Raw genomic sequence first — 20,866 nt, 5'->3', positions numbered from 1 at the left:
GGCGCCCCATCCACACCCGAGGAGACAGCTGTGAAGATGTCCGCCCCCGATGGCCGGAACCGGACGGTTCCGCCCACACCGCACAGGAACCGGGGGCGCGTCTGCGCCCTCGCCATGACCACCGCCTTCGCCCTGGGCTTCGGCACGCTCATCGCCGCGCCCGCCTCCGCGAACACCGCCGGCACGGGCGTGGTCATCAACGAGGCGGCGCTCTCCGGCGGCAGCGCCGGCGCCGCGTTCAAGAACAAGTTCGTCGAGCTGTACAACCCGACCGACGCCGACGTCGCGCTGGATGGCACCTCGCTGCAGTACCGCGCGGCCGGCACGGAGACGGCGTTCACTGCGGTCGTCCCCCTCACCGGCACCATCAAGGCGCACGGCCACTACCTGGTCAAGGGCAGCAGCAACGGTGCGACCGGCGCCGAGCTGCCCGCAGCCGACGCCACGACCGGGGCCTCGTTCAGCGGCACCACCGGAACTCTCGCGCTCGTCGAGGGCACTGCCGCCATCAACCCCGGAACGGGCTCTCTGACAGGTGTCGACGGCATCCTCGACCTGCTCGGCTACGGCACCTCGAACTCGTTCGAGGGCACGGTCGCGAAGGCGCCGACGAGCAATTCGAATGCGCCGTCCATGAGCCGCACCGACGCGAAGGACAGCGACGACAACGGCGCGGACTTCTCGCTGTCGGCATCGATCACCCCGACCAACGCCAAGGGCGAGACCGGGGCGACCGACCCGGGCACCGACCCCGATCCCGACCCGCAGCCGGGTGAGAAGGTCTCCATCTCCGCCGTGCAGGGCACCACCGACACCTCCCCGATGGTCGGGAAGACCGTCACCGTCGAGGGCATCATCACCGCCGACTACCGGGCGACCGGCAGCTACGGCGGCGTCGTCATCCAGACGCCGGGCACCGGCGGCGACAGCAAGACCGCCGGCTCCTCCGACGGCGTCTTCGTCTACCTGAACGGCAAGAGCGTCCCCGGTGCCGTCGGCGACCTCGTCTCGGTCAACGGCTCCGTCAGCGAGCACTACGGCCAGACGCAGATCGCCCCGGCATCCGCCGCCGACGTCTCCGTCGTCACTGCGGGCGTCGGCGTGCCCGCCCCTGTCGCGCTGCCCACCACCGTCGTGGGCGCCGATCGCGAGGCGTACGAGAACATGCTCGTCGCGCCCACCGGCGACTACCTGATCGCGTCCAGCCACCAGCTGTACAACTACGGCACGCTGTGGCTGAACCCCGGCGAGCTGAACGTCAAGAGCACCGAGACCACGCGTCCGGGTGCGGAGGCGGATGCCATCGCCAAGGCGAATCGGGCGGACCGCATCCTGCTCGACGACGGTTACTCCGCGAAGGTCGGAGGCGACGGCCAGCCGTACTTCACCAAGGACGTCGTGGTCCGCAACGGCGATGCCGTCGACTTCACCGGCAAGAGCATGGTGCTGCAGTACGACCACGACGACTGGCGTCTGCAGCCGACCAAGCCCCTCACCGGGGCGTCGCCCGCAGCCGACAAGGTGTCCTTCACGACGAAGAACCCGCGCCCGGTGGTGCCGTCGGTCGGCGGCGATGTGCAGATCGCGTCGTTCAACGTCTACAACTACTTCACGACGCTCAGCTCGCAGAACGCCGACGCTCGAGGCGCGAAGGATGCTGCGCAGTTCAGCATCCAGAAATCCAAGATCGTCGCGGCGATCAATGGCACCGGCGCCGAGATCGTCTCGCTGATGGAGATCGAGAACTCGATCAGACTCGGCGAGCCGATCGACACCGCGCTGGCCGACCTGGTCAGCGGTCTGAACGCCGCAGCCGGCTCCGAGGTCTGGGCATACGTTCCCACGCCCGCAGCGCTGCAGGACCCGGCCACGACCGACTTCATCACCAGCGCCATCATCTACAAGAAGGCTGCCGTCACGCCCCAGGGCGCGGCGCAGACCATCACCGACGAGACGGTGTGGGGCAACGCCCGCGAGCCCATCGCTCAGGCGTTCGACATCGACGGCCGCACCGTGACCGTCGTGGCCAACCATTTCAAGTCGAAGTCCGGCACGGGCACCGAGCCCGCCGACGGGCAGGGCTTCTTCAACGCCGACCGCGTGAAGCAGGCGCAGTCGCTGCTGGCATTCACCGACAGGCTGAAGAAGGACACCGGCAGCGGCGACATGCTGCTGATCGGCGACTTCAACGCCTACGGCCAGGAGGACCCGATCGACGTGTTCACCTCGCAGGGGTGGCTCGACACGGTTCCGGCCAAGGCCGCGGGCCAGTACACCTACTCGTTCGACGGCGAGCTCGGCTCCCTGGACCACGTGATCGCGTCGCCGTCGCTCGCGGCCTCGGTGACCGGAGCCGGCGTCTGGAACATCAACTCCCCGGAGTGGAGCGACCGCGGCTACGCGTTCGCCGCCACCGAGGCGGGCACGCCGTTCCGCTCCAGCGACCACGACCCGATCCTCGTCGGCGTCTCGGCCACCGTGCCGCCGATCAGCATCGACATCGCCACGATCAACGACTTCCACGGTCGCATCGAGGCCGACGGCGCCGCAGCCGGTGCCGCGGTGCTCGCCGGCGCCGTGAAGGACGTGCGCGCGAAGAATCCGAACACGATCTTCGCCGCCGCAGGCGACCTGGTCGGCGCGTCGACGTTCACCTCGTTCATCCAGGACGACAACCCCACGATCGACGCACTGGGCGCCGCCGGTCTCGAGGTCAGCGCCACCGGCAACCACGAGTTCGACAAGGGCTGGGCCGACCTGCGCGACCGCATCGTCAAGCGGACCGACTGGGCGTACATTAACTCCAACGTGTTCCTGAAGGGCACCGACCAGACCGCGCTCGCCCCATCGTGGGTGAAGACGGTCGACGGCGTGCGCGTGGGCTTCGTCGGCGCGGTCACCGAGGATCTGGGCAGCCTGGTCTCGCCGGACGGCATCCGGGAGCTCGACGTCCGCAGCGTCGTGGCCTCCGTCAACACCGCAGCAGATGCTCTTCGCGACGGCGACGAGAGCAACGGCGAGGCGGATGTCGTGATCCTGCTGGTGCACGAGGGCGCGACGACGACCTCGGTCGACAGCATCACGCCCGACTCCGCGCTCGGCAAGATCGTCTACGGCGTCGACAAGGACGTCAGCGCGATCGTCTCGGCGCACACGCACCTCGCCTACAACCATGTCATCGACGGCCGTCCGGTCGTCTCGGCGGGCCAGTACGGCGAGAACATGGGCGTGATGAACCTTCAGATCGACCCGGCAACCCACGGGCTGCTCTCGATCACCAACGAGATCAAGCCGCTCACGCACAAGGAGACCGACGCCGACGGCAAGACCGTCATCGTTCCCAACTACCCGGCCGTGCCGGAAGTCCAGGCCATCGTCGACGCCGCCAAGAAGGCGGCCGACGTCCTCGGCAACGTCAAGGTGGGGGAGATCACCGCCGACTTCAACCGCGCCCTGCAGAGCGACGGCAAGACGGAGAACCGCGGCGGCGAGTCCACCATCGGCAACTTCATCGCCGACGTGCAGCGGGAGTCCACGGGAGCCCGGATCGCACTGATGAACCCCGGCGGCATCCGCACGGTGATGGCGTACAAGGGCACGTCCGACACCGACCCCGACGGCAACCTGACGTACCGTGAGGCGGCATCGGTGCAACCGTTCGCCAACACGCTGGTCACGCTGAGCCTCACGGGGGCGCAGCTGAAGTCCGTGCTCGAGGAGCAGTGGCAGCCGGCAGGGTCGGCGCGTCCGTTCCTGAAGCTGGGCGTCTCGAAGGGCCTGACGTACACGTACGACCCGGCGGCTGCGCAGGGGTCGCACATCACCTCGATGACCCTGAACGGCGAGGCCGTGGACCCTGCCGCGTCGTACCTGGTCGCAGCCAACTCGTTCCTGGCGGCCGGCGGCGACAACTTCGCCACTCTCGCCCAGGGCGCCGACAAGAAGGACACCGGCAAGGTCGACCTGCAGTCGATGGTGGACTGGTTCACGGCGAACAGGACCGCGACGCCCGACCTCGGTCAGCGCGCGGTGGGTGCGAACATCACGCCGGCGGCCCCGGCCGACGGCTACCAGGTCGGCGACCAGGTGACCGTTGATCTCTCCTCGCTGGCGTTCAGCGCCGGTGAGCAGACGCCCACCGAGGTGACGTTCGCGCTCGGAGACGCCGTGCTCGGCACCGCCCCGGTGACCGTCGCCGTGACGGATGCCTATGACGAGGCCGGTGCCGCGACGTACACGTTCACCGTTCCGGCGGATGCTGCGGGCAAGACGCTCACGGTCATGCCGGACGTCGGTCAGGCCGTGGTGCTGCCTGTCGCGTTCGCCGAGGACGCGCAGCCCGGCGAGTTCGCCGGGACCATCTCGCTGGGCTCGTCGAAGGTCGCCGCGGGCAAGACGCTGACGATCGACGGCGAGGGCTACCAGCCTGGTGAGACCGTCACGGTGCAGCTGGTGCCCAAGAAGGGCAAGGCGATCGGCCTCGGCACCGTGAAGGTCGGCGAGGACGGCTCGTTCTCGGCATCCGTGACCGTGCCGGCGGCGACCCATCCCGGCGTCTACACGGTCTCGGTCTCGCAGGCCGACGGCGACGCAGCGACCGCGGTGGTGCACGTCAACCGCAAGGGTGGCATCGGGCATGTCGTGCAGGGCATCGTCGACTGGGTGCTCGGCATCATCTCCGAATGGTTCTGATCATCACCCGCATCGTGTGAGCACACGGCAGGAGGCCGTCGGGAGCGATCCCGGCGGCCTCCTGCCGTGCCGCGCGCATCTCGACCGAGTGCTCCGGGCGGCGGGAGGGCGCACGGTATCCGCCCAGTAGACTTGTGTCCATGCCCGAGCCCAAAATCGCCAGCTTCCCGGCGATCCGCGGCGCGCTGAAGTTCTATCAGATCGCGTCGATCATCACCGGTGTCATGCTGCTCCTGCTGGTCACGGAGATGGTGCTGAAGTACACGCCCATCCACCTCGAGCTGTTCCTGGGGGGATCGGGCGGGTTCCTGTGGTTCGCGCCGGTCGCCGAGGGCGCCGACGGCCTGCAGTCCATGGGCGACGGGGTCAACCTGTCGCTGGGCGTGCTGATCGTGCACGGCTGGTTCTACGTCGTGTACCTGTTCGCCTGCTTCCGCATGTGGAGCCTCATGCGCTGGCCGCTGCTGCGCCTGCTGCTGCTCATGCTCGGCGGCGTCGTCCCGTTCCTGTCGTTCTTCATGGAGGCGCGCGTGTCGCGCGAGATGAAGAGCTATCTCTCCGCACGCGAGGCCGCTGAGGCCTCACCAGGCTCAGCGTCCCAGAATTCAGCCCCGGAAGGTGCCCGTTGACCGAACAGTCCGAGACCCAGCAGCGTCCCACGCTCGTCGTCGACTTCGGCGCGCAGTACGCGCAGCTGATCGCCCGTCGCGTCCGCGAGGCCGGCGTGTACAGCGAGATCGTGCCGCACACCTCCACGGCCGACGAGATCGCGGCGAAGAACCCCGTCGCGATCATCCTCACCGGTGGTCCCTCGTCGGTGTACGAGGAGGGCGCACCCAAGCTGGACCCGGCGGTGTTCGAGCTGGGCGTGCCGACACTGGGCATCTGCTACGGCTTCCAGTACATGGCGCAGACCCTCGGCGGCGAGGTCGCCAACACCGGCCTGCGCGAGTACGGCGCCACCGACGCGCACATCCCCGAGACGTCGAGCACTCTGCTCGCCGGCCAGCCCGCCGAGCAGAACGTCTGGATGAGCCACGGCGACCAGGTGTCCCGGGCCCCCGAGGGCTTCGAGGTGCTGGCCACCACCGACGCCACCAAGGTCGCGGCCTTCGCGAACGAGGAGCGCAAGCTCTACGGCGTGCAGTGGCACCCCGAGGTGAAGCACTCCGACCACGGCCAGGAGATCCTGGAGAACTTCCTGCACCGCAGCGCCGGCCTGCCCGCCGACTGGAACAGCAGCAGTGTGATCACCGAGCAGATCGAGCGCATCCGCGAGCAGGTCGGCGACGCGCGCGTCATCTCCGCGCTCTCCGGCGGTGTCGACTCGGCCGTCTCCACAGCCCTCGTGCACAGGGCCATCGGCGACCAGCTGACCGCGGTGTTCGTCGACCACGGCCTGCTGCGCAAGGGCGAGCGCGAGCAGGTCGAGAAGGACTACGTCGAGTCCACCGGCGTGCGACTGATCACCGTCGATGCGGCTGACACGTTCCTCGGCCATCTGGCCGGTGTCACCGACCCTGAGACCAAGCGCAAGATCATCGGCCGGGAGTTCATCCGCGCCTTCGAGCAGGTGCAGCGCGACCTGGTCGAGGAGGCCAAGGCGTCCGGTGGCGCTCCGGTGAAGTTCCTCGTGCAGGGCACCCTGTACCCCGACGTCGTCGAGTCCGGCGGCGGTGCGGGCACCGCCAACATCAAGTCGCATCACAACGTGGGCGGGCTGCCCGACGACCTGGACTTCGAGCTGGTCGAGCCGCTGCGCGCCCTGTTCAAGGACGAGGTGCGCGCCATCGGACGGGAGCTGGGCATCCCCGAGGCCATCGTCGGGCGTCAGCCGTTCCCCGGCCCGGGTCTCGGCATCCGCATCATCGGCGAGGTCACCCGCGACCGCCTGGAGATCCTGCGCGAGGCCGACGCCATCGCCCGCGAGGAGCTCAGCAAGGCGGGCCTGGACCAGACCATCTGGCAGTGCCCGGTCGTGCTGCTGGCCGACGTGCACTCCGTCGGCGTGCAGGGCGACGGCCGCACCTACGGCCACCCGATCGTGCTGCGCCCGGTCTCCAGCGAGGACGCCATGACGGCCGACTGGACCCGCCTGCCCTATGACGTGCTGTCGAAGATCTCGAACCGCATCACCAACGAGGTGCGCGAGATCAACCGCGTCGTGCTCGACGTGACCTCCAAGCCGCCGGCGACCATCGAGTGGGAGTAAGCGGCATGGCGGATGAGGCGGCGGTGTTCCCGGATGCCGACTTCTTCATCCTGTCCAGTCGTCTGATCCCCGATCTCGACGGCGGCTACACGATCGCGACGCTCGCGCGAGCGCGCCAGATGGCGGCCGCGGGTGTCGAGGGCGGTCTGGGCCCGCAGCTGCTGACCTTCGACCCCGGAACGGCTGCCGCGCACGCCGAGCATCGTGCCGTGTTCGCCGAGCGCGGGGCTCTGGTCGCGCCGGACCGTCTGCGCAACCTCTTCGACGAGGCGGTCGCAGAAGGCGGCGGGGCGGCGGAGTGGGTGCGTGCCGCACTGGCGGATGCCGTCCCCGCCGTCGGCACGGCCGATTCCGACCGCGTGCTGACGGATGCCGAGAACCGGCCGTTCCTGTCCCTGCCGGTGATCGCCGGCAACCCGGACTGGCACCTGAGCACGGCCCCCGTGCGCGTGTACGACGCCGCAGGAGATGTGATCGGCGAGCTGGCGGGCTTCGGCGCGCTGTACCTGGCCTGGCTGACCCACCTGGCGGCGTCGACGACGCGCACGGTGGTCGTGATCTGCGAGTCCCGCCAGCTCGGCGAGCTCATCGCCGGGTGGGACGACCCGCGCGTGCGGATCATCCACACCATCCACACCATGCACCTGGAGCCGCCGTTCGAGGTCGACGGTCCGATGAACCCGCTGTGGACCCGCTGGTTCGCGGTGTGCGATCGCTTCGACGCGGTCGCCTGGCCCACCCGCTCGCAGCGCGCCGACGTGGTGGCGCGGTTCGGCGAGAGCGACGTGCATGTGCTGGTCTCCAACGGGATCGTGCCGCCCGCGGCATCCGCTCTCCGGCGCGAGCCGGGGCTGGTCGTCGCGCTGGGACGACTCGCGCCCGGCAAGCGCGTGGACCACGCCATCCGCGCCTTCGTCGCCGCCGACGTGCCCGGCACGCGGATGGAGGTGTGGGGCGGCGGCGCCGAGCAGGAAAGGCTGCAGCAGCTCATCGACGACCTCGATGCGAACGACCGTGTGCGCCTGGCAGGCTTCACCGCCGACCCCGGCGCCGTGCTGGACCGGGCCTCGCTGCTGGTGACGGCGACTCAGTACGAGGGGCAGCCGCTGTCGATCGTCGAGGCGCTCTCGCACGGCTGCCCGGTGGTCTCGTACGACGTGCGGTACGGTCTGCGCGACATCCTCGCAGACGGCGGGGGAGTGCTGGTGCCCGCCGGCGACGAACAGGCACTGGCAGACGCTCTGCACCGGGTGCTCTCGGATGCTGAGCTGCACGAGCGCCTGCTGGCCGAGGCACGGTCCGCTGCGGCGCCCTGGGACGATCGGTCGGCCATGCGTTCGCTGGCCGACGTGGTCCGCGCGGTCGTCTCCCGCCCGTCGCGCCGCGCGTAGCACGCCGCTCACGCGAGGCGCTTCAGCGCCTCGCGTCGGGAGAGCGGGGAGAGCGGATGCCGGGCGGCGAACGTGCGCACCCAGTCCGGGTTCGTGCGAGCCAGGTCGCGCAGCGCCCAGCCGATGGCCTTGCGGATGAAGAACTCCGGATCGTCGATGCTGGCGAGGATCGCGTACTCCAGCAGGTCCAGGTCGGTCGCATCCCGTCGTCCGAGCTGGCAGATGATGGCGGCGCGGCGGATCCAGAAGTCCTCGTCGTCGGCCCAGATGCGCATCTCCAGCGCCAAGCCGGGGTTCGCGTCCAGCAGCTCGCGCAGCCGGTGCGCGACCTCGTCGACGAGGTCCCACCAGGCGCCGGTGCGGATCATCTCCTCGTGCACGCGAAGCGTCGCGGCATCCCCGCGCAGCGGTGGCAGCGCCATCAGCGCCAGGGCGGCGTAGCGCTCCTCGCGGAACTCCGCCTCGCGCCACAGGTCCAGTGCGGCCTTCTCCGAGGGGCACTGCCCCTTCGCGAGCTCGCGCACGAGTGCCCGCACGACGGGCACCCGCACGCCCAGGAACGGCATGGCCGACTTCATGTACGCCTGCTGACCGGGGGCCAGCGCGGGGTCGGCGAGGTCGCGCAGGCGGGCACGGATGCCGGAGATGAGGGAGTCGGCCATGGTTCTAGAAGTGCCGACCGCCGGACCGACCGGAGGATCGGCTGCCGCCGCCCGACGAGCGGCTGCTGAACGAGGAGCGTGACGAGCTGGACCGCGACGAGCTCCACGACGAGCGCGAGGAGCGGGATGATCCACCCCAGCCCGACGAACTGCCGCCGCCGCTCCCGCCGAATGCGCCGGAGATCGCGCCGATCACGACACCGCCGAGTGCGAACGGCAGCACCAGCCCGGCCTCGCCGCCGCCCATGCTGAAGCCGATGAACGTCCCGGCCACGCCTCCTGTGACCGCGCCCCAGAGGGCCTTCCCCACAGTCGGGCCGTCCTCGTCGTCTCCGCCGGCGGTGCTGCTCCAGCGCCGTCGCGCCGAACCGTTCGACGGCGAGTCGTACATCACGGGTCGTTCGGGCACGGGATCGGGTGCCGCGAATCGCGCTCCCGAGGCCACGGGGGTCTGGATGAGCGACTGCACCTGCTGGGCGGCGCTCAGAGCGGATGACGCGTGGCTGCGCGCCTCTGCGGGGTCCGTCGCATCGATCGCCGAATTCAGGTGCCGCCGTGCGAGGGCCAGCCTGCGCAGCGCCAGAGCGCCGGTCGTTCCCGGGCGCGCCTGCACCGAGAGCTCGGCGGCATGCACGGCCGCTCTCGCCTGTTCGAGCGTGGTGCCGGATGCGGTGGGGCCGACGCTGATCGGGCGACGCGCCGCCACGGCATCCGCTTGTGCGATCACGGCGTCGCGCATCGACACCGCCTCGGCCAGCAGCCGCTCGACCTCATGCACGGACTCCACCACCGCGCGCGAGTGCTTCGCTGCGACAGCCTCCTCCAGCGTTCCGAGCTGCACATCCGCCGCGCGCAGACGGCGGCCGATCTCCTGCGGATTCCCCGCGATGCCCACCAGCTCGGTCGCGGGCACGGCGGCTGCCAGCGCGGACAGTCGATTCGCGGCCTCCTCCTGCAGCCCCGACGCATCAGCCCTGGCTGCCTTCAGGCGCGCGAGCGTGGCGGGCGCATCGACCGTCAGCGACCGCAGCGCCGCGAGATCCTTCGTGCGGGAGTCCACGTCGCGATCCACTCCCGCGCACAGGTCGAGGATCCGCTGCGTCCAGGCGCGGGTGTCCGCCGGCGTGTCGGGTTCGGCGTCCTCGAGCTTCTGCAGCAGCTCGAACGCCTCCTGCAGTCGCTGCCGGCAGGACTTCAGGAGGACGGAGTACTCGGCGGTGGTCTCGTCGCCGAACTCCACGGTCACGAAGCCCAGCTCCTGCTCACTGGTGCGGACAGCCTCGTCGGTTCGCACCAGCTGCCGGGACGCCCGCTTCTTCTGCCCCTCGAGGGTGCGCAGCTCTGCGCGCAGGGCGGCATTGCGGCGCAGCAGCAGGACCAGCCGCGTGATCAGGAAGATCAGCAGCGCCACACCTGCGACGATCAGCACCCAGGCCCACCACGGCCACGGCACCTCGGAGAATTCGTCGGCCACGAACGCGATGCCGCCTGCCCAGTCGTCGTGCGACAGGTAGTCCGCGCCCAGCTGATCCTCGATCTCCAGTACGCGCGACTCGGACAGCGGTCCGGACTTGGCGCCTCCGCCGCCGTACTCGGCGGAGATGGCCAGGGAGCGCCCGTCCGTGGCGATGGCCAGCAGGTACTGATCGGAACCGAGTCCCGTGCGCAGGGCGGTGGCATCGGCCCATTGCAGGGCGTTGCCCGGATCCTCGAAGTCGGGCACCAGGATCACGTACAGCTCCGGCACGCCGTCCGTGGATGCCAGCTCGCTCAGCCTCTGCTCGAGGTGCTCCTCGTCGGCGGTGCTGAGCACCCCTGACTCATCGGTGACATAGCCCTGCCCGAGCTGCTGCGGGGGTTCGGCGGATGCTGAACCGGCGCCGGCGAGCACCATGCCGCCCGCCAATGCGATCGTGCTCATCATCGCCGAGATCATTCGCCGTGGTCCACGCATCGCGTGCCCTCCCGTTCGCGAGGCGGTTCGTGCGACCGGCCCCTCCTCCGTGCCACCATCATGGCAGGGAGCGCGGTCGGGGCCGTTCCGGGGGCGTCCGGAGGCGGGCGGCGGATGCGGGAGCTGACGGCGCGCGGCCGGACCCGGACTCGAGAAGGGGAGGCGGATCCCCCGATCCGCCTCCCCTGGGGTCGTGCCCTGGCGTCAGGCCCGGCTGCGGTCCCCTCGTCCGACGATGAGGCCGTAGATCAGCAGCACGATGATCGAGCCGCCGATGGCCAGCAGCCAGCTCTGCAGGCTCCAGAACTCCGCGAGGTTCGCGCCGAACAGCATGCCTCCGAGCCAGCCGCCCAGCAGCGCGCCGACGACGCCGAGCATCAGCGTGACGAACCATCCGCCGCCCTGCTTGCCGGGAAGGATCAGCTTCGCGATGGCACCGGCGATGAGGCCGAGGAGAAGGAATCCGAGGAAGCTCATGGGAGTCTCCGTTCTGTTCTGTGTGCTGCGGCCGGTTGCCGCTAGAGCATCCTCACCCATTCCGCGACATCCGTGAACCCCCTTGCGCATGCCGGTCGCCATGCGATCTGCGATCGTCTATCGCCTGGCGGGTCGACGAGAAACGGCCGCCCTCCGAGGAGAGCGGCCGTTCTGCGGAGAGAGCGGGATCAGTCGCTGCCGCGCAGGATCGCGAGGATGCGCAGGATCTCGACGTACAGCCACACGACGGTGACCATGATGCCGAACGCGCCGACCCAGCCGTACTTGCGGGGAGCGCCGTTGCGCACGCCCTGCTGGATCTGGTCGAAGTCCATCACCAGCGAGTAGGCGGCCATGAAGACCACGAGGATGCCGATGATGAGGCCCACCGGGATGCCGGCGATCTTCATGCTGTAGGCGCCGAAGGTGTACGAGCTGTCGATTGCGCCGGTCCACATCATGATCAGGTTGATCACCTGGAACACCAGGTACCCGATCATGGCGATCATCACGATCTTGGTCATCTTGGCGGACGCGCGGACTTTGCCGCTGGCGAACAGCGCGAGCGTCACGCCGACGACGGCCACCGTCGCCAGCGTCGCCTGCATGACCAGGCCAGGCCACATGGTCTCGAAGAACGCCGAGATGCCGCCGACGAACAGGCCCTCGAAGACCGCGTAGCCGAAGATCAGCCCGGGACGGACCTTCTTGCGGGACGTGAAGGTGACGATCATGGCCAGGACGAATCCGCCGAAGGCGCCGATCATCCACGGGAGGATGGAGGCGATGGCGCCGGGCCGCGCGACGACTCCGCCGAGCGTCCACACCCAGCCGACGGCCGCCGCCACCAGCAGGATGCCGAACAGGCCGGCGGTCTTCCATGCCGTGTCCTCGACCGTCATCCGGTCTGTCTCGATGGCGCCGGCCGACGGGGCGGTGTACATGCCCTCGAGGTTGGCCTGGGCGGCGGCGTTGATGCCGGCCTGGCCGAACGCGGCCTGCTGCGCTGCCGCAGCGGGCGGCGGCGGGGCGTACTGCCCCGGCGCGTTCTGCCCCTGCCGGGCGCTGCCGGGCGCGCCCGGGTATGTGGCGACCTTGCGCGGATCCTGCTGCTGGAACGCCGGGTTGTTGAAGACGAAGTTGCTCATGGTGTGGCCTCTGCTCCCGAGGGATCGGTCAACTCTTTCCTCAACGATACTGGTGCCCGCCTATGAACGGGGTGCTTTACGCTGAGAACGTGCCCAGGAGAATCCCGCTGATCATCGGGCATCGTGGTGCCCCCGGCTACCGTCCCGAGCACAGCCGCTCCTCGTACGAGCTGGCATTCGCGATGGGGGTGGACGCCGTCGAGCCCGACGTCGTGGCCACCAGCGACGGCGTGCTGGTCATCCGGCACGAGAACGAGATCTCCGGCACGACCGATGTCGCCGAGCATCCGGAGTTCGCCGACCGCCGCACGACGAAGAGCATCGACGGCGAGAGGCTGACGGGCTGGTTCACCGAGGACTTCACCTGGGACGAGCTGGCCGCGCTGCGCACCCGCGAGCGCCTGCCGCGCATCCGCACCTCGAGTGCGACGTTCGACGGCCGGCAGCCGATCCTTCGCCTGCCGGACCTGCTGGCGATGATCCGAGACGCGTCCGCCGAGCACGGGCGTGAGATCGGCCTGGTGCTCGAGGTGAAGCACGCCACGCACTTCGCCTCGATCGGGCTGGATCTCGTCCCTCTGATCGAGCGCGACCTGCGTGCGGGAGGCTGGGCGTCGGGCGAACTGCCGCTGGTGATCGAGTCCTTCGAGCAGACCGTGCTGACGCGGCTGCAGCGCACCGGCATCGCGGCGTCCTTCGTGTACCTGATCGAGGCGAACGGCAGGCCCTTCGACCTGGTCGACCGGCTCGGGCGCGATGCGCCCGACTACGCGTCGTTCGTCACCGCGGACGGTCTGGACGGGCTGAAGGGGGCAGTCGACGGCATCAGCGTCAACAAGCGGATGCTTCTGGAGCCGGGGTCCACGGTCGTCCCTGACGCGCACGCCAGGGGCCTGCGCGTGTTCACCTGGACCTGCCGGCCGGAGAACCAGTTCCTCTCGGAGCGGTTCCGCACCGGGGGCGGCAAGGCCGCCTTCGGGGACTATGAGGCCGAGTGGCAGGTGCTCGCCGACACCGGCCTTGACGGCGTCTTCGTCGACCACGCCGACCTGGGCGTCGCGTTCTTCCGCTGAGGTCGGACGGGGATTCAGGCCTGCGATCGGCGCACGCGGCGACCGGACACCTGGTCGGCCGTGAAGCGCAGCCAGAGCTCGCGCTCGCCACCCGCCCAGGGGCGCACTCGCAGAGCGCCGGGCATGGACGACACCTCGTCCGGGGTCATAGCCCGGACCGTCCCGTTCAGGAGGACATTCCACCCTGTGCCCGCGAGATCATCGTGGTGATCGACCTCGAAGGCGACGGTGGGCTCGTCGGGGAGCCCGGCGAGGGCTCCTTCGGCTTTGGTCCGCAGCAGCACGTCGCGCCCGTCCAGCCGGTAGTTCACCGGGATGATCTCGATCCGCCCGCTGCGCATGATGCCGACGCGCCCCACCGTGGTGGATCCGAGCAGCGCGAAGCACTCCGACTCGTCGAGAATGTCGATCATGGGCCTGCCTCCCACGCCGCCCGAAGAGGGGCAGCCGTGGCTCGATGGTAACGCGCCCGGTGGCGCGGCGTCACGGCGGTATCCCAGGCGGTGTCGACGATCGTGCGCTCGCCGGGATGCCGGGAGCACGACGACCGGGCGGGTGTCGGGGGCACAGCCTAAACTCGAAGGGCCATGACCGACGCCCCACTCATCGTCCCCGCATCCTCCGGCCCTCGCCCCTCAGACGGGCGCGACGCGCTGCTGGCCGGACTGAACCCGCAGCAGCGCGAGGCCGTGACCTATCGCGGGAACGCGCTGCTGATCGTCGCGGGCGCCGGCTCCGGCAAGACCAGCGTGCTCACCCGCCGCATCGCCCTGCTGCTGCAGCAGCGCGAGGCCTGGCCCAGCCAGATCCTGGCCATCACCTTCACCAACAAGGCCGCCGGCGAGATGCGCGACCGCGTGCAGGGGCTGGTGGGAGATGTCGCGCGCGGCATGTGGATCTCCACGTTCCACTCCGCCTGTGTGCGCATCCTGCGCCGTGAGGCCGAGCAGTTCGGCTTCACGAGGTCCTTCACCATCTACGACTCCGGCGACTCCAGGGCGCTGCTGAAACGGCTGGTCAAGGAGCACGAGGCGGACGCCTATGGGCTCACGCCGGGAGCCGCGCAGTCGCGCATCTCCAAGCTCAAGAACGAGCTGCTGGATGCCGAGGGCTACGCCCGTCAGGCGAACATGTCCGACCCCGCCGAGCGCACCTTCGTCGAGGTCTTCAGCGACTACCAGCGGGCGCTGCAGAAGGCCAACGCCTTCGACTTCGACGACCTCATCGCGCAGACGGTGTTCCTGTTCCGGGCGTTCCCGAAGGTCGCCAACGTGTACCGGCGGCGCTTCCGGCACATCCTCGTGGACGAGTACCAGGACACCAACCATGCCCAGTACTCGCTCATCCGGGAGCTCACCAAGCCCGTCGACCCTTCGACAGGCTCAGGGACCCATGGCCACAAGGAGCCGTATGCCTCCAACGGCATGATGATCTTCGAACCCGAGCCGGCGGTGGCCGCCGGGGAGGCGACCCAGGGCGCCTCGCTGACCGTGGTCGGCGACTCCGACCAGTCCATCTACGCGTTCCGCGGCGCCGACATCCGCAACATCACCGAGTTCGAGCGCGACTTCCCCGGTGCCAGGGTCGTGCTGCTCGAGCAGAACTACCGCTCCACGCAGAACATCCTCTCGGCCGCCAACGCGCTCATCGGCAACAACTTCGACCGCAAGGCGAAGAACCTGTGGAGCGACAAGGGCGCAGGCGAGAAGATCGTCGGCTTCACCGGCTACTCGCAGCACGACGAGGCGCAGTTCGTCGCCGATGAGGTCGAGCGACTGCGCCGTGAGGGCTTCCCGTATTCCGAGATGGCGGTGTTCTACCGCACCAACTCGCAGTCCCGTGCGCTGGAGGAGATCTTCATCCGCGCGGCCGTGCCGTACAAGATCATGGGCGGCACGAAGTTCTACGAGCGAGCCGAGATCAAGGACGCGCTGGCGTACCTGGTCGCGGTCGCGAACCCTGCCGACGACATGGCACTGCGCCGCATCCTCAACAGGCCGCGTCGCGGCATCGGAGCCGTCACCGAGACCTCGATCGGCATGTTCGCGGAGCAGCATGGCATCAGCTTCCGCGATGCGCTGCGGCATGCGGGCGACCTCGGCGTGGGCCCCAAGCTGCAGGCGGCCATCGCCCGGCTCGACGCGGTGCTTGCAGAGGCTGCGGAGATCGTGCAGCCGGCATCCGGCGAGGTCCCGCCGTCCACCTCGGTGGCCGAGGGCCTGACCGTGCTGCTGCAGAAGAGCGGCTACTTCGACGCGCTGCGCGCCAGCCGCGACCCGCAGGACGAGGCCCGGCTCGAGAACCTCGACGAGTTCGTCGCCGTCGCCCGCGACTTCGCCCGCAACAACCCCGACGGCACCATCGTCGACTTCCTCACCGAGGTCGCGCTGGTCTCGGATGCCGATGATCTGGACGACGAGTCCGGCGTGGTCTCGCTGATGACCATGCACACCGCGAAGGGCCTGGAGTACGACGCCGTGTTCGTCACGGGCGTCGAGGAGGACCTCATCCCGCACCGCATCTCGGCCGGCGAGCCGGGCGGCCCGCAGGAGGAGCGGCGGCTGTTCTACGTGGGCATCACCCGTGCCCGCAAGCGCCTGCACCTGTCGCTGGCCATGACGCGCGCGCAGTTCGGCGAGGTGTCGGTGGCGATGCCCAGCCGGTTCCTGCAGGAGATCCCCGCCGAGCTCATCGACTGGCGCCAGTCGCCGGGCGACGTCAACTCCCGCGGCGGCATGCAGTCGCGGGCGCTCAACGCGCGGCGCTCCGGCGGCTGGGGCGGCTCCCGTGGCGACGATCGTTTCGGCGTGAAGGCGCTGCCCAAGAGGGACGGCCTCAAGCCGCTGTCCACCGCCATGGACCGCTTCCCCAACAAAGTCACGGCCAAGGTGCGCGACAACGGCGACCTCGAACTGGCGGCTGGTGACCGCATCCGGCACGACGACTTCGGCGAGGGGCGTGTGGATGCGGTGACCGGCGACGGCGCCAAGCGCATCGCGCATGTGCGGTTCGACACCGCCGGGCAGAAGAAGCTGCTGATCAAGATCGCGCCGATCGTCAAGCTGTAGCGGATGCCGTGGCGGAGCACCCCGGCACGGAGATTAGGCTGACACATATGGCCCTCTTCTCCCGCCGTAAGAAGTCCGACTCCCAGCCGGACGTCGAGCCCGAAGCCCCTGTCGACACCGCCGCCGACGAGGCCCAGCCCGATACACCCGCCGCACCCGTCCCCTCCGTGGGCATCTCCGTGCAGGCGTTCCGCGGCGTCGGCGCCGAGGCCGGCCCCGCACTGCAGCTGCCTCCGGAGACTCCCGCGGTGGCCGAGGCGGGCGCAGCGGACACCGAGGCTCCCGTGCAGGTTCCCGGCACCGCGACGGGCGCAGGCGCCCCCCTGGGGATGGGCGGCGTGAACCTGCCGCTTGCACCCGCCATGCCACCCGAGCAGACCCACACGGTCGAGGGCCTGATCGACAACGTGCTGCTGCGCGAGGCCCTCGCGCAGGTCGAGGAGGGCGCCACCAACGAACAGCTGCTGGGCGTCATGCGCCAGTCGCTGCAGGGGCATCTGTACCTGCGCGTGCACGGCGACGCGCGCGAGCAGATGGCCTCGGACGAGCCGCTCTCGATCAGCATCATCCGCGATGAGGACCAGTCGTTCATGCTGGCGTACAGCTCGGGCGCAGCGCTGCGGGCATCCGTGACCAGCGAGGAGGACGCGGCATCCACCTCCGCCATCGCGCAGCCGGTCACCGCGATCTACCAGCAGGTCGTCGACGGCGGATTCACCGGCATCATCATCGACAACTCCTCGGGCCCGCACCGCGTGGTCTTCCCCACCGAGCTGCTGCAGCGCGCTCTCGAGCAGGGCGACGCCGCCACGCGCGTCAAGGCGCTGCTGGCAGGCCCGCGCGACGAGGAGACGCCTGTCAAGATCGCCGAGGCGCTGGCGAAGACGCGCACCTGGGTGGCCATCAACGACGGCACCAACGGTCAGCCGGTCGGCATCGCCGAGGCGCACACCACCGACGGACGCCGCTTCCTGCAGATCTTCTCGCACCCGCTGGAGGTCGTCGTGCTGGGGCGCAAGGACCAGCCCATGCCGTTCGAGCCCGAGCAGCTGGCGAAGGTGCTCACCGATCACAGCGAGATCGCCGGCATCCTGGTCGACATCGCAGGGCCCTCCATCGCCATCGAGCGCGAGGACCTCAGCGCCGTGATGGTGCTGGCCGTCGATCTCGGCGACGAGGACTGAATCCGCCGAGTCGCACCGACGCGGCGGATGCCGCTGTCGCGGCGCCCGCGGAACACGTAGGGTCGGCACATGGCATCCGAGCGCGTGAGTCTGAGAGTCACCGACGCCGACGGCGAGCGTGAGGTCTCGCTGTCCAGCCCGAACAAGGTGATCTGGCCCGACGGCGGTGACGGCATCACCAAGGCGGAGTACGCGGAGTACGTGCAGCAGGTGTCCGAGCCGTTCCTCGCGGCCAACGGGCATCGTCCGGTGTCACTGGAGCGGTTTCGCGATGGCATCCGCTCTTCCGGAGACGACGGCGATCCCGGCGCCGGCGGGTTCTTCTCCAAGAATCCGCCCAAGGGCACACCCGACTTCGTCGATGCCGTGACCGTCACGTACAACTCCGGCCGCAGCCACCCGCAGATCGTGCTGAACCGCACCAGCGCCATCGTGTGGGCCGTGCAGATGAACACGATCGTGTTCCACCCGTGGGCGTCGCTCGCCGCGAACACCGACAACCCCGTGGAGCTGCGCATCGACCTGGATCCGCAGCCCGGGACCGGCATCGCGGAGGCGATCGTCGCCGCGCACGAGCTGCGCGCAGTGCTGCGCGAGGCGGGGCTGGAGCCGTTCATCAAGACCAGCGGCAACCGCGGCTTGCATGTGTTCTGCCCGATCATGCCGGAGTGGGAGTTCCTCACCGTTCGTCACGCCGTCATCGCGGCGGGGCGGGAGCTGGAGAGGCGGATGCCGGATGCCGTGACCATGAGCTGGTGGAAGGAGGAGCGCGGGCGGCGCATCTTCGTCGACTTCAACCAGGCCAACCGCGATCGCACCATGGCCGGGGCGTACAGCCCGCGCGCCAGGCCCGGCGCGCCGGTGTCGACTCCGATCGAGTGGGACGAACTCGACGACGTGGATCCGACCCGGTTCACGATCCGCACGATCCCGGGCAGGCTCGCCGAGGTCGGCGACCCGTGGGGGCGGATGCAGGAGTCTCCCGGCCGCATCGACACGCTGCTGCAGTGGTGGGAGCGGGACGTGTCGAACGGCCTCGGCGAGCTGTCCTTCCCCCCGGAGTTCCCGAAGATGCCCGGCGAGCCCCCTCGCGTGCAGCCCTCGAAGAAGGTCGCCGAGAACTGGCCCGAGTGACGTCAGGTGAGGACGTCGGAGAGGGCGTACGAGGGGACGACCTCGAGCTGCGCGTACGTGCACGAACGCGGGTCGCGGTCGGGTCGCCAGCGCTCGAACTGCACGGTGTGCCGGAACCGCGCGCCCTCCAGCTGGTCGTAGCGCACCTCCAGCACGCGCTCCGGACGCAGCCGCACGAACGAGACGTCCTTCGCGCCGGTGAAACGGGAGCGCTCACCCTCGCCGGTCACCACAGCGCCGGACTCGTCGCGCTCCACCAGGGGAGCCAGGTCGTCGACGAGCTGCCGACGCATCGCATCCGTCCACGCGGCCACGCCGCCGACCTGCCTCAGCTCGCCGTCCCCGCCGTACAGCCCCACCAGCAGCGAACCGACGCCCGAGCCGCTCTTGTGGATGCGGTAGCCGAGCGCCACGACATCTGCCGTGCGAGCGTGCTTGATCTTGATCAGCGCGCGCTTGCCGGGTGCGTACGGGTCATCCAGCGGCTTGGCGACCACGCCGTCGAGACCTGCGCCCTCGAACTCCGCCAGCCAGCGGCGCGCCAGGTCGGGGTCGTCGGTCGTGCGGGTCAGATGCAGCGGGGAGCGGGCGCCGGCCAGCATCCGCTCCAGCATCGCGCGTCGCTCGCGGAACGGGAGCTGCTGAAGGTCCTCGTCGCCCTTCGCCAGCAGGTCGAAGGCGACGAACATCGCCGGGGTCTCGGCCGCGAGCTTCGCCACCCGCGACGCGGCGGGATGGATGCGCTGGCTGAGCGCCTCCCAGTCCAGGCGCTGGTCGCCGGATCCGGTGGCCACGACGATCTCGCCGTCCAGCAGGCAGGGGCCGGGAAGGAGCTGCGGAAGCTGCTCCACGAGCTCGGGGAAGTACCTGGTCAGGGGTTTCGCACCGCGCGAGCCGATCTCCAGCGTGTGACCGTCCCAGGCGACCAGTCCGCGGAATCCGTCCCACTTCGGCTCGTACAGCATCGGCCGCCTCGCGTCGTCAGGCACGGCTGCAGCCGCCTTCGCGAGCATCGGTGCAGGGATCTTGTACACGCCCCCATTCTCGCCGCGCCCGCTCTTGCCGTCGAGGGGGCTAGAACAGGTCGGGGAGCTCGTGGGGCAGGCCCGCGTCGGCCAGGGCGGTGCGGGCGGCCAGCCAGCCGGACATGCCCGAGACGCCGGGGCCAGGGGGCGTGGCGGCGGATGCCAGGTACACGCCGCGCATGGGGGTGCGCCACGGCGACGCAGAGAGCACGGGCCGGCGGAAGGCCTGCCGCAGCGTGAACGCGCCGCCCAGCACGTCGCCGCCGATCTCGCTGGGGTTGATCGCCTCCCGAGCGGATGCCGGCACAGCCGCGCTCGCCAGCACACGATCGCGGAACCCGGGCGCGAAGCGCTCGACCTGCCGGGTGATCAGCTCCGTGGCATCCAGCCCCGACCCCGCCGGGACATGGATGTACGCCCACAGCACCGCCTTGCCGGCCGGCGCCCTGGTGTCATCGAGCACCGAGGGCTGCACGGCCAGCACGTACGGGCGCTCGCTGACCGAGCCGCGGGCCACGGCCCGCTCGCTGGCCCACACCTCGTCGCGCGTGCCGCCGACGTGCACGGTCGGGGCCAGTGCCACATCGGGGTTCGTCCACGGCACCGGGCCGTCCAGCGCGAAGTCCACCTTCGCCGCCGCGGGGCCGTAGCGGTACCCGCGCAGCGCCCTGGCATAGCCGGCGGGGATGTCCGGATGCGTGAGGGCGAGCCTCGGCGAGGTGCTCAGCAGCAGCAGATCCCCTCGAGCGGGGTCGCCCCAGTCGAGTCGGGAGAGGTCCCGCACGTGCTCGCCCGAGCGGATGCCCCCGCCGTGAGCCTCGAGGTCGGCGCGCAGCGCATCGGCGA

The 20,866-nt window shown here is 69.9% G+C and carries 15 protein-coding genes; 8 read left to right on the top strand and 7 right to left on the bottom strand.

Annotated features, from left to right (window positions below):
• Window positions 1-114: 114 nt before the first annotated feature.
• From WA967_RS07360 to WA967_RS07345, 4 genes are all read left to right on the top strand, one after another.
• Entirely contained in the window at window positions 115-4,692 is a 4,578-nt protein-coding gene (locus WA967_RS07360; RefSeq protein ID WP_424420634.1) for an ExeM/NucH family extracellular endonuclease, read from the top strand.
• Between the two features lie 140 nt (window positions 4,693-4,832).
• The gene (locus WA967_RS07355) at window positions 4,833-5,321 is read left to right on the top strand and encodes a DUF3817 domain-containing protein (RefSeq protein ID WP_424420632.1); all 489 of its coding nucleotides are present in this window, start codon (window positions 4,833-4,835) and stop codon (window positions 5,319-5,321) included.
• Window positions 5,318-6,904, top strand: coding sequence for a glutamine-hydrolyzing GMP synthase (guaA, locus tag WA967_RS07350; RefSeq protein WP_424420629.1), 1,587 nt, complete (start codon window positions 5,318-5,320; stop codon window positions 6,902-6,904). Before WA967_RS07355 ends, guaA begins: the two co-directional genes overlap by 4 nt.
• A gap of 5 nt (window positions 6,905-6,909) precedes the next feature.
• Window positions 6,910-8,295, top strand: coding sequence for a glycosyltransferase (locus WA967_RS07345; protein WP_424420627.1), 1,386 nt, complete (start codon window positions 6,910-6,912; stop codon window positions 8,293-8,295).
• Window positions 8,296-8,303: 8 nt separating this feature from the next.
• Here WA967_RS07345 and WA967_RS07340 read toward each other — a convergent pair whose 3' ends face one another.
• The 4 genes from WA967_RS07340 to WA967_RS07325 all read right to left on the bottom strand — a co-directional run bounded on the left by WA967_RS07340 (window position 8,304) and on the right by WA967_RS07325 (window position 12,536).
• A complete protein-coding gene (locus tag WA967_RS07340) occupies window positions 8,304-8,957 on the bottom strand; it encodes a DNA alkylation repair protein (RefSeq protein ID WP_424420624.1) in 654 nt (217 codons plus the stop codon).
• Between the two features lie 4 nt (window positions 8,958-8,961).
• A complete protein-coding gene (locus WA967_RS07335) occupies window positions 8,962-10,881 on the bottom strand; it encodes a TPM domain-containing protein (RefSeq protein ID WP_424420621.1) in 1,920 nt (639 codons plus the stop codon).
• A gap of 234 nt (window positions 10,882-11,115) precedes the next feature.
• On the bottom strand, window positions 11,116-11,388 hold the full coding sequence (locus WA967_RS07330) for a GlsB/YeaQ/YmgE family stress response membrane protein (RefSeq protein WP_424420619.1): 273 nt from the start codon (window positions 11,386-11,388) through the stop codon (window positions 11,116-11,118).
• Window positions 11,389-11,576: 188 nt separating this feature from the next.
• Window positions 11,577-12,536: a Bax inhibitor-1/YccA family protein gene (locus WA967_RS07325; protein ID WP_424420616.1), complete on the bottom strand. Its 960-nt coding sequence runs from the start codon at window positions 12,534-12,536 to the stop codon at window positions 11,577-11,579.
• Between the two features lie 89 nt (window positions 12,537-12,625).
• On the opposite strand from WA967_RS07325, the gene WA967_RS07320 reads away from it, so the two are divergent.
• Window positions 12,626-13,609 carry a glycerophosphodiester phosphodiesterase family protein gene (locus tag WA967_RS07320; RefSeq protein WP_424420614.1) on the top strand — a complete coding sequence of 328 codons (984 nt, stop codon included), beginning with the start codon at window positions 12,626-12,628 and terminating at the stop codon, window positions 13,607-13,609.
• A 14-nt stretch (window positions 13,610-13,623) separates the two neighbouring features.
• Here WA967_RS07320 and WA967_RS07315 read toward each other — a convergent pair whose 3' ends face one another.
• Entirely contained in the window at window positions 13,624-14,022 is a 399-nt protein-coding gene (locus tag WA967_RS07315) for a pyridoxamine 5'-phosphate oxidase family protein (RefSeq protein WP_298867617.1), read from the bottom strand.
• A gap of 174 nt (window positions 14,023-14,196) precedes the next feature.
• Here WA967_RS07315 and WA967_RS07310 point away from each other — a divergent pair, with 174 nt between their 5' ends.
• The 3 genes from WA967_RS07310 (at window position 14,197) to WA967_RS07300 (ending at window position 18,995) form a co-directional block, all read left to right on the top strand.
• Window positions 14,197-16,677: an ATP-dependent helicase gene (locus WA967_RS07310; protein WP_424420611.1), complete on the top strand. Its 2,481-nt coding sequence runs from the start codon at window positions 14,197-14,199 to the stop codon at window positions 16,675-16,677.
• Window positions 16,678-16,724: 47 nt separating this feature from the next.
• Entirely contained in the window at window positions 16,725-17,861 is a 1,137-nt protein-coding gene (locus WA967_RS07305) for an SseB family protein (RefSeq protein ID WP_424420608.1), read from the top strand.
• Window positions 17,862-17,930: 69 nt separating this feature from the next.
• Window positions 17,931-18,995 (top strand): DNA polymerase domain-containing protein, encoded by a 1,065-nt coding sequence (locus tag WA967_RS07300; RefSeq protein WP_424420605.1) that lies wholly within the window; start codon window positions 17,931-17,933, stop codon window positions 18,993-18,995.
• 2 nt (window positions 18,996-18,997) lie between these two features.
• Here WA967_RS07300 and WA967_RS07295 read toward each other — a convergent pair whose 3' ends face one another.
• Both WA967_RS07295 and WA967_RS07290 read right to left on the bottom strand, forming a co-directional pair.
• Complete coding sequence (locus WA967_RS07295; protein WP_424420915.1) at window positions 18,998-20,008, bottom strand: ATP-dependent DNA ligase; 1,011 nt, start codon at window positions 20,006-20,008, stop codon at window positions 18,998-19,000.
• Between the two features lie 61 nt (window positions 20,009-20,069).
• A partial coding sequence (locus WA967_RS07290; RefSeq protein WP_424420604.1) for a phytoene desaturase family protein occupies window positions 20,070-20,866 on the bottom strand: 797 nt, incomplete at its 5' end.

Origin of the sequence: Microbacterium sp. (assembly GCF_049650565.1) — a bacterium.
GTDB lineage: Bacteria > Actinomycetota > Actinomycetes > Actinomycetales > Microbacteriaceae > Microbacterium.
Note: the sequence above shows the minus strand (reverse complement) of the source record. Positions and strands in the feature narration are given on the sequence as shown.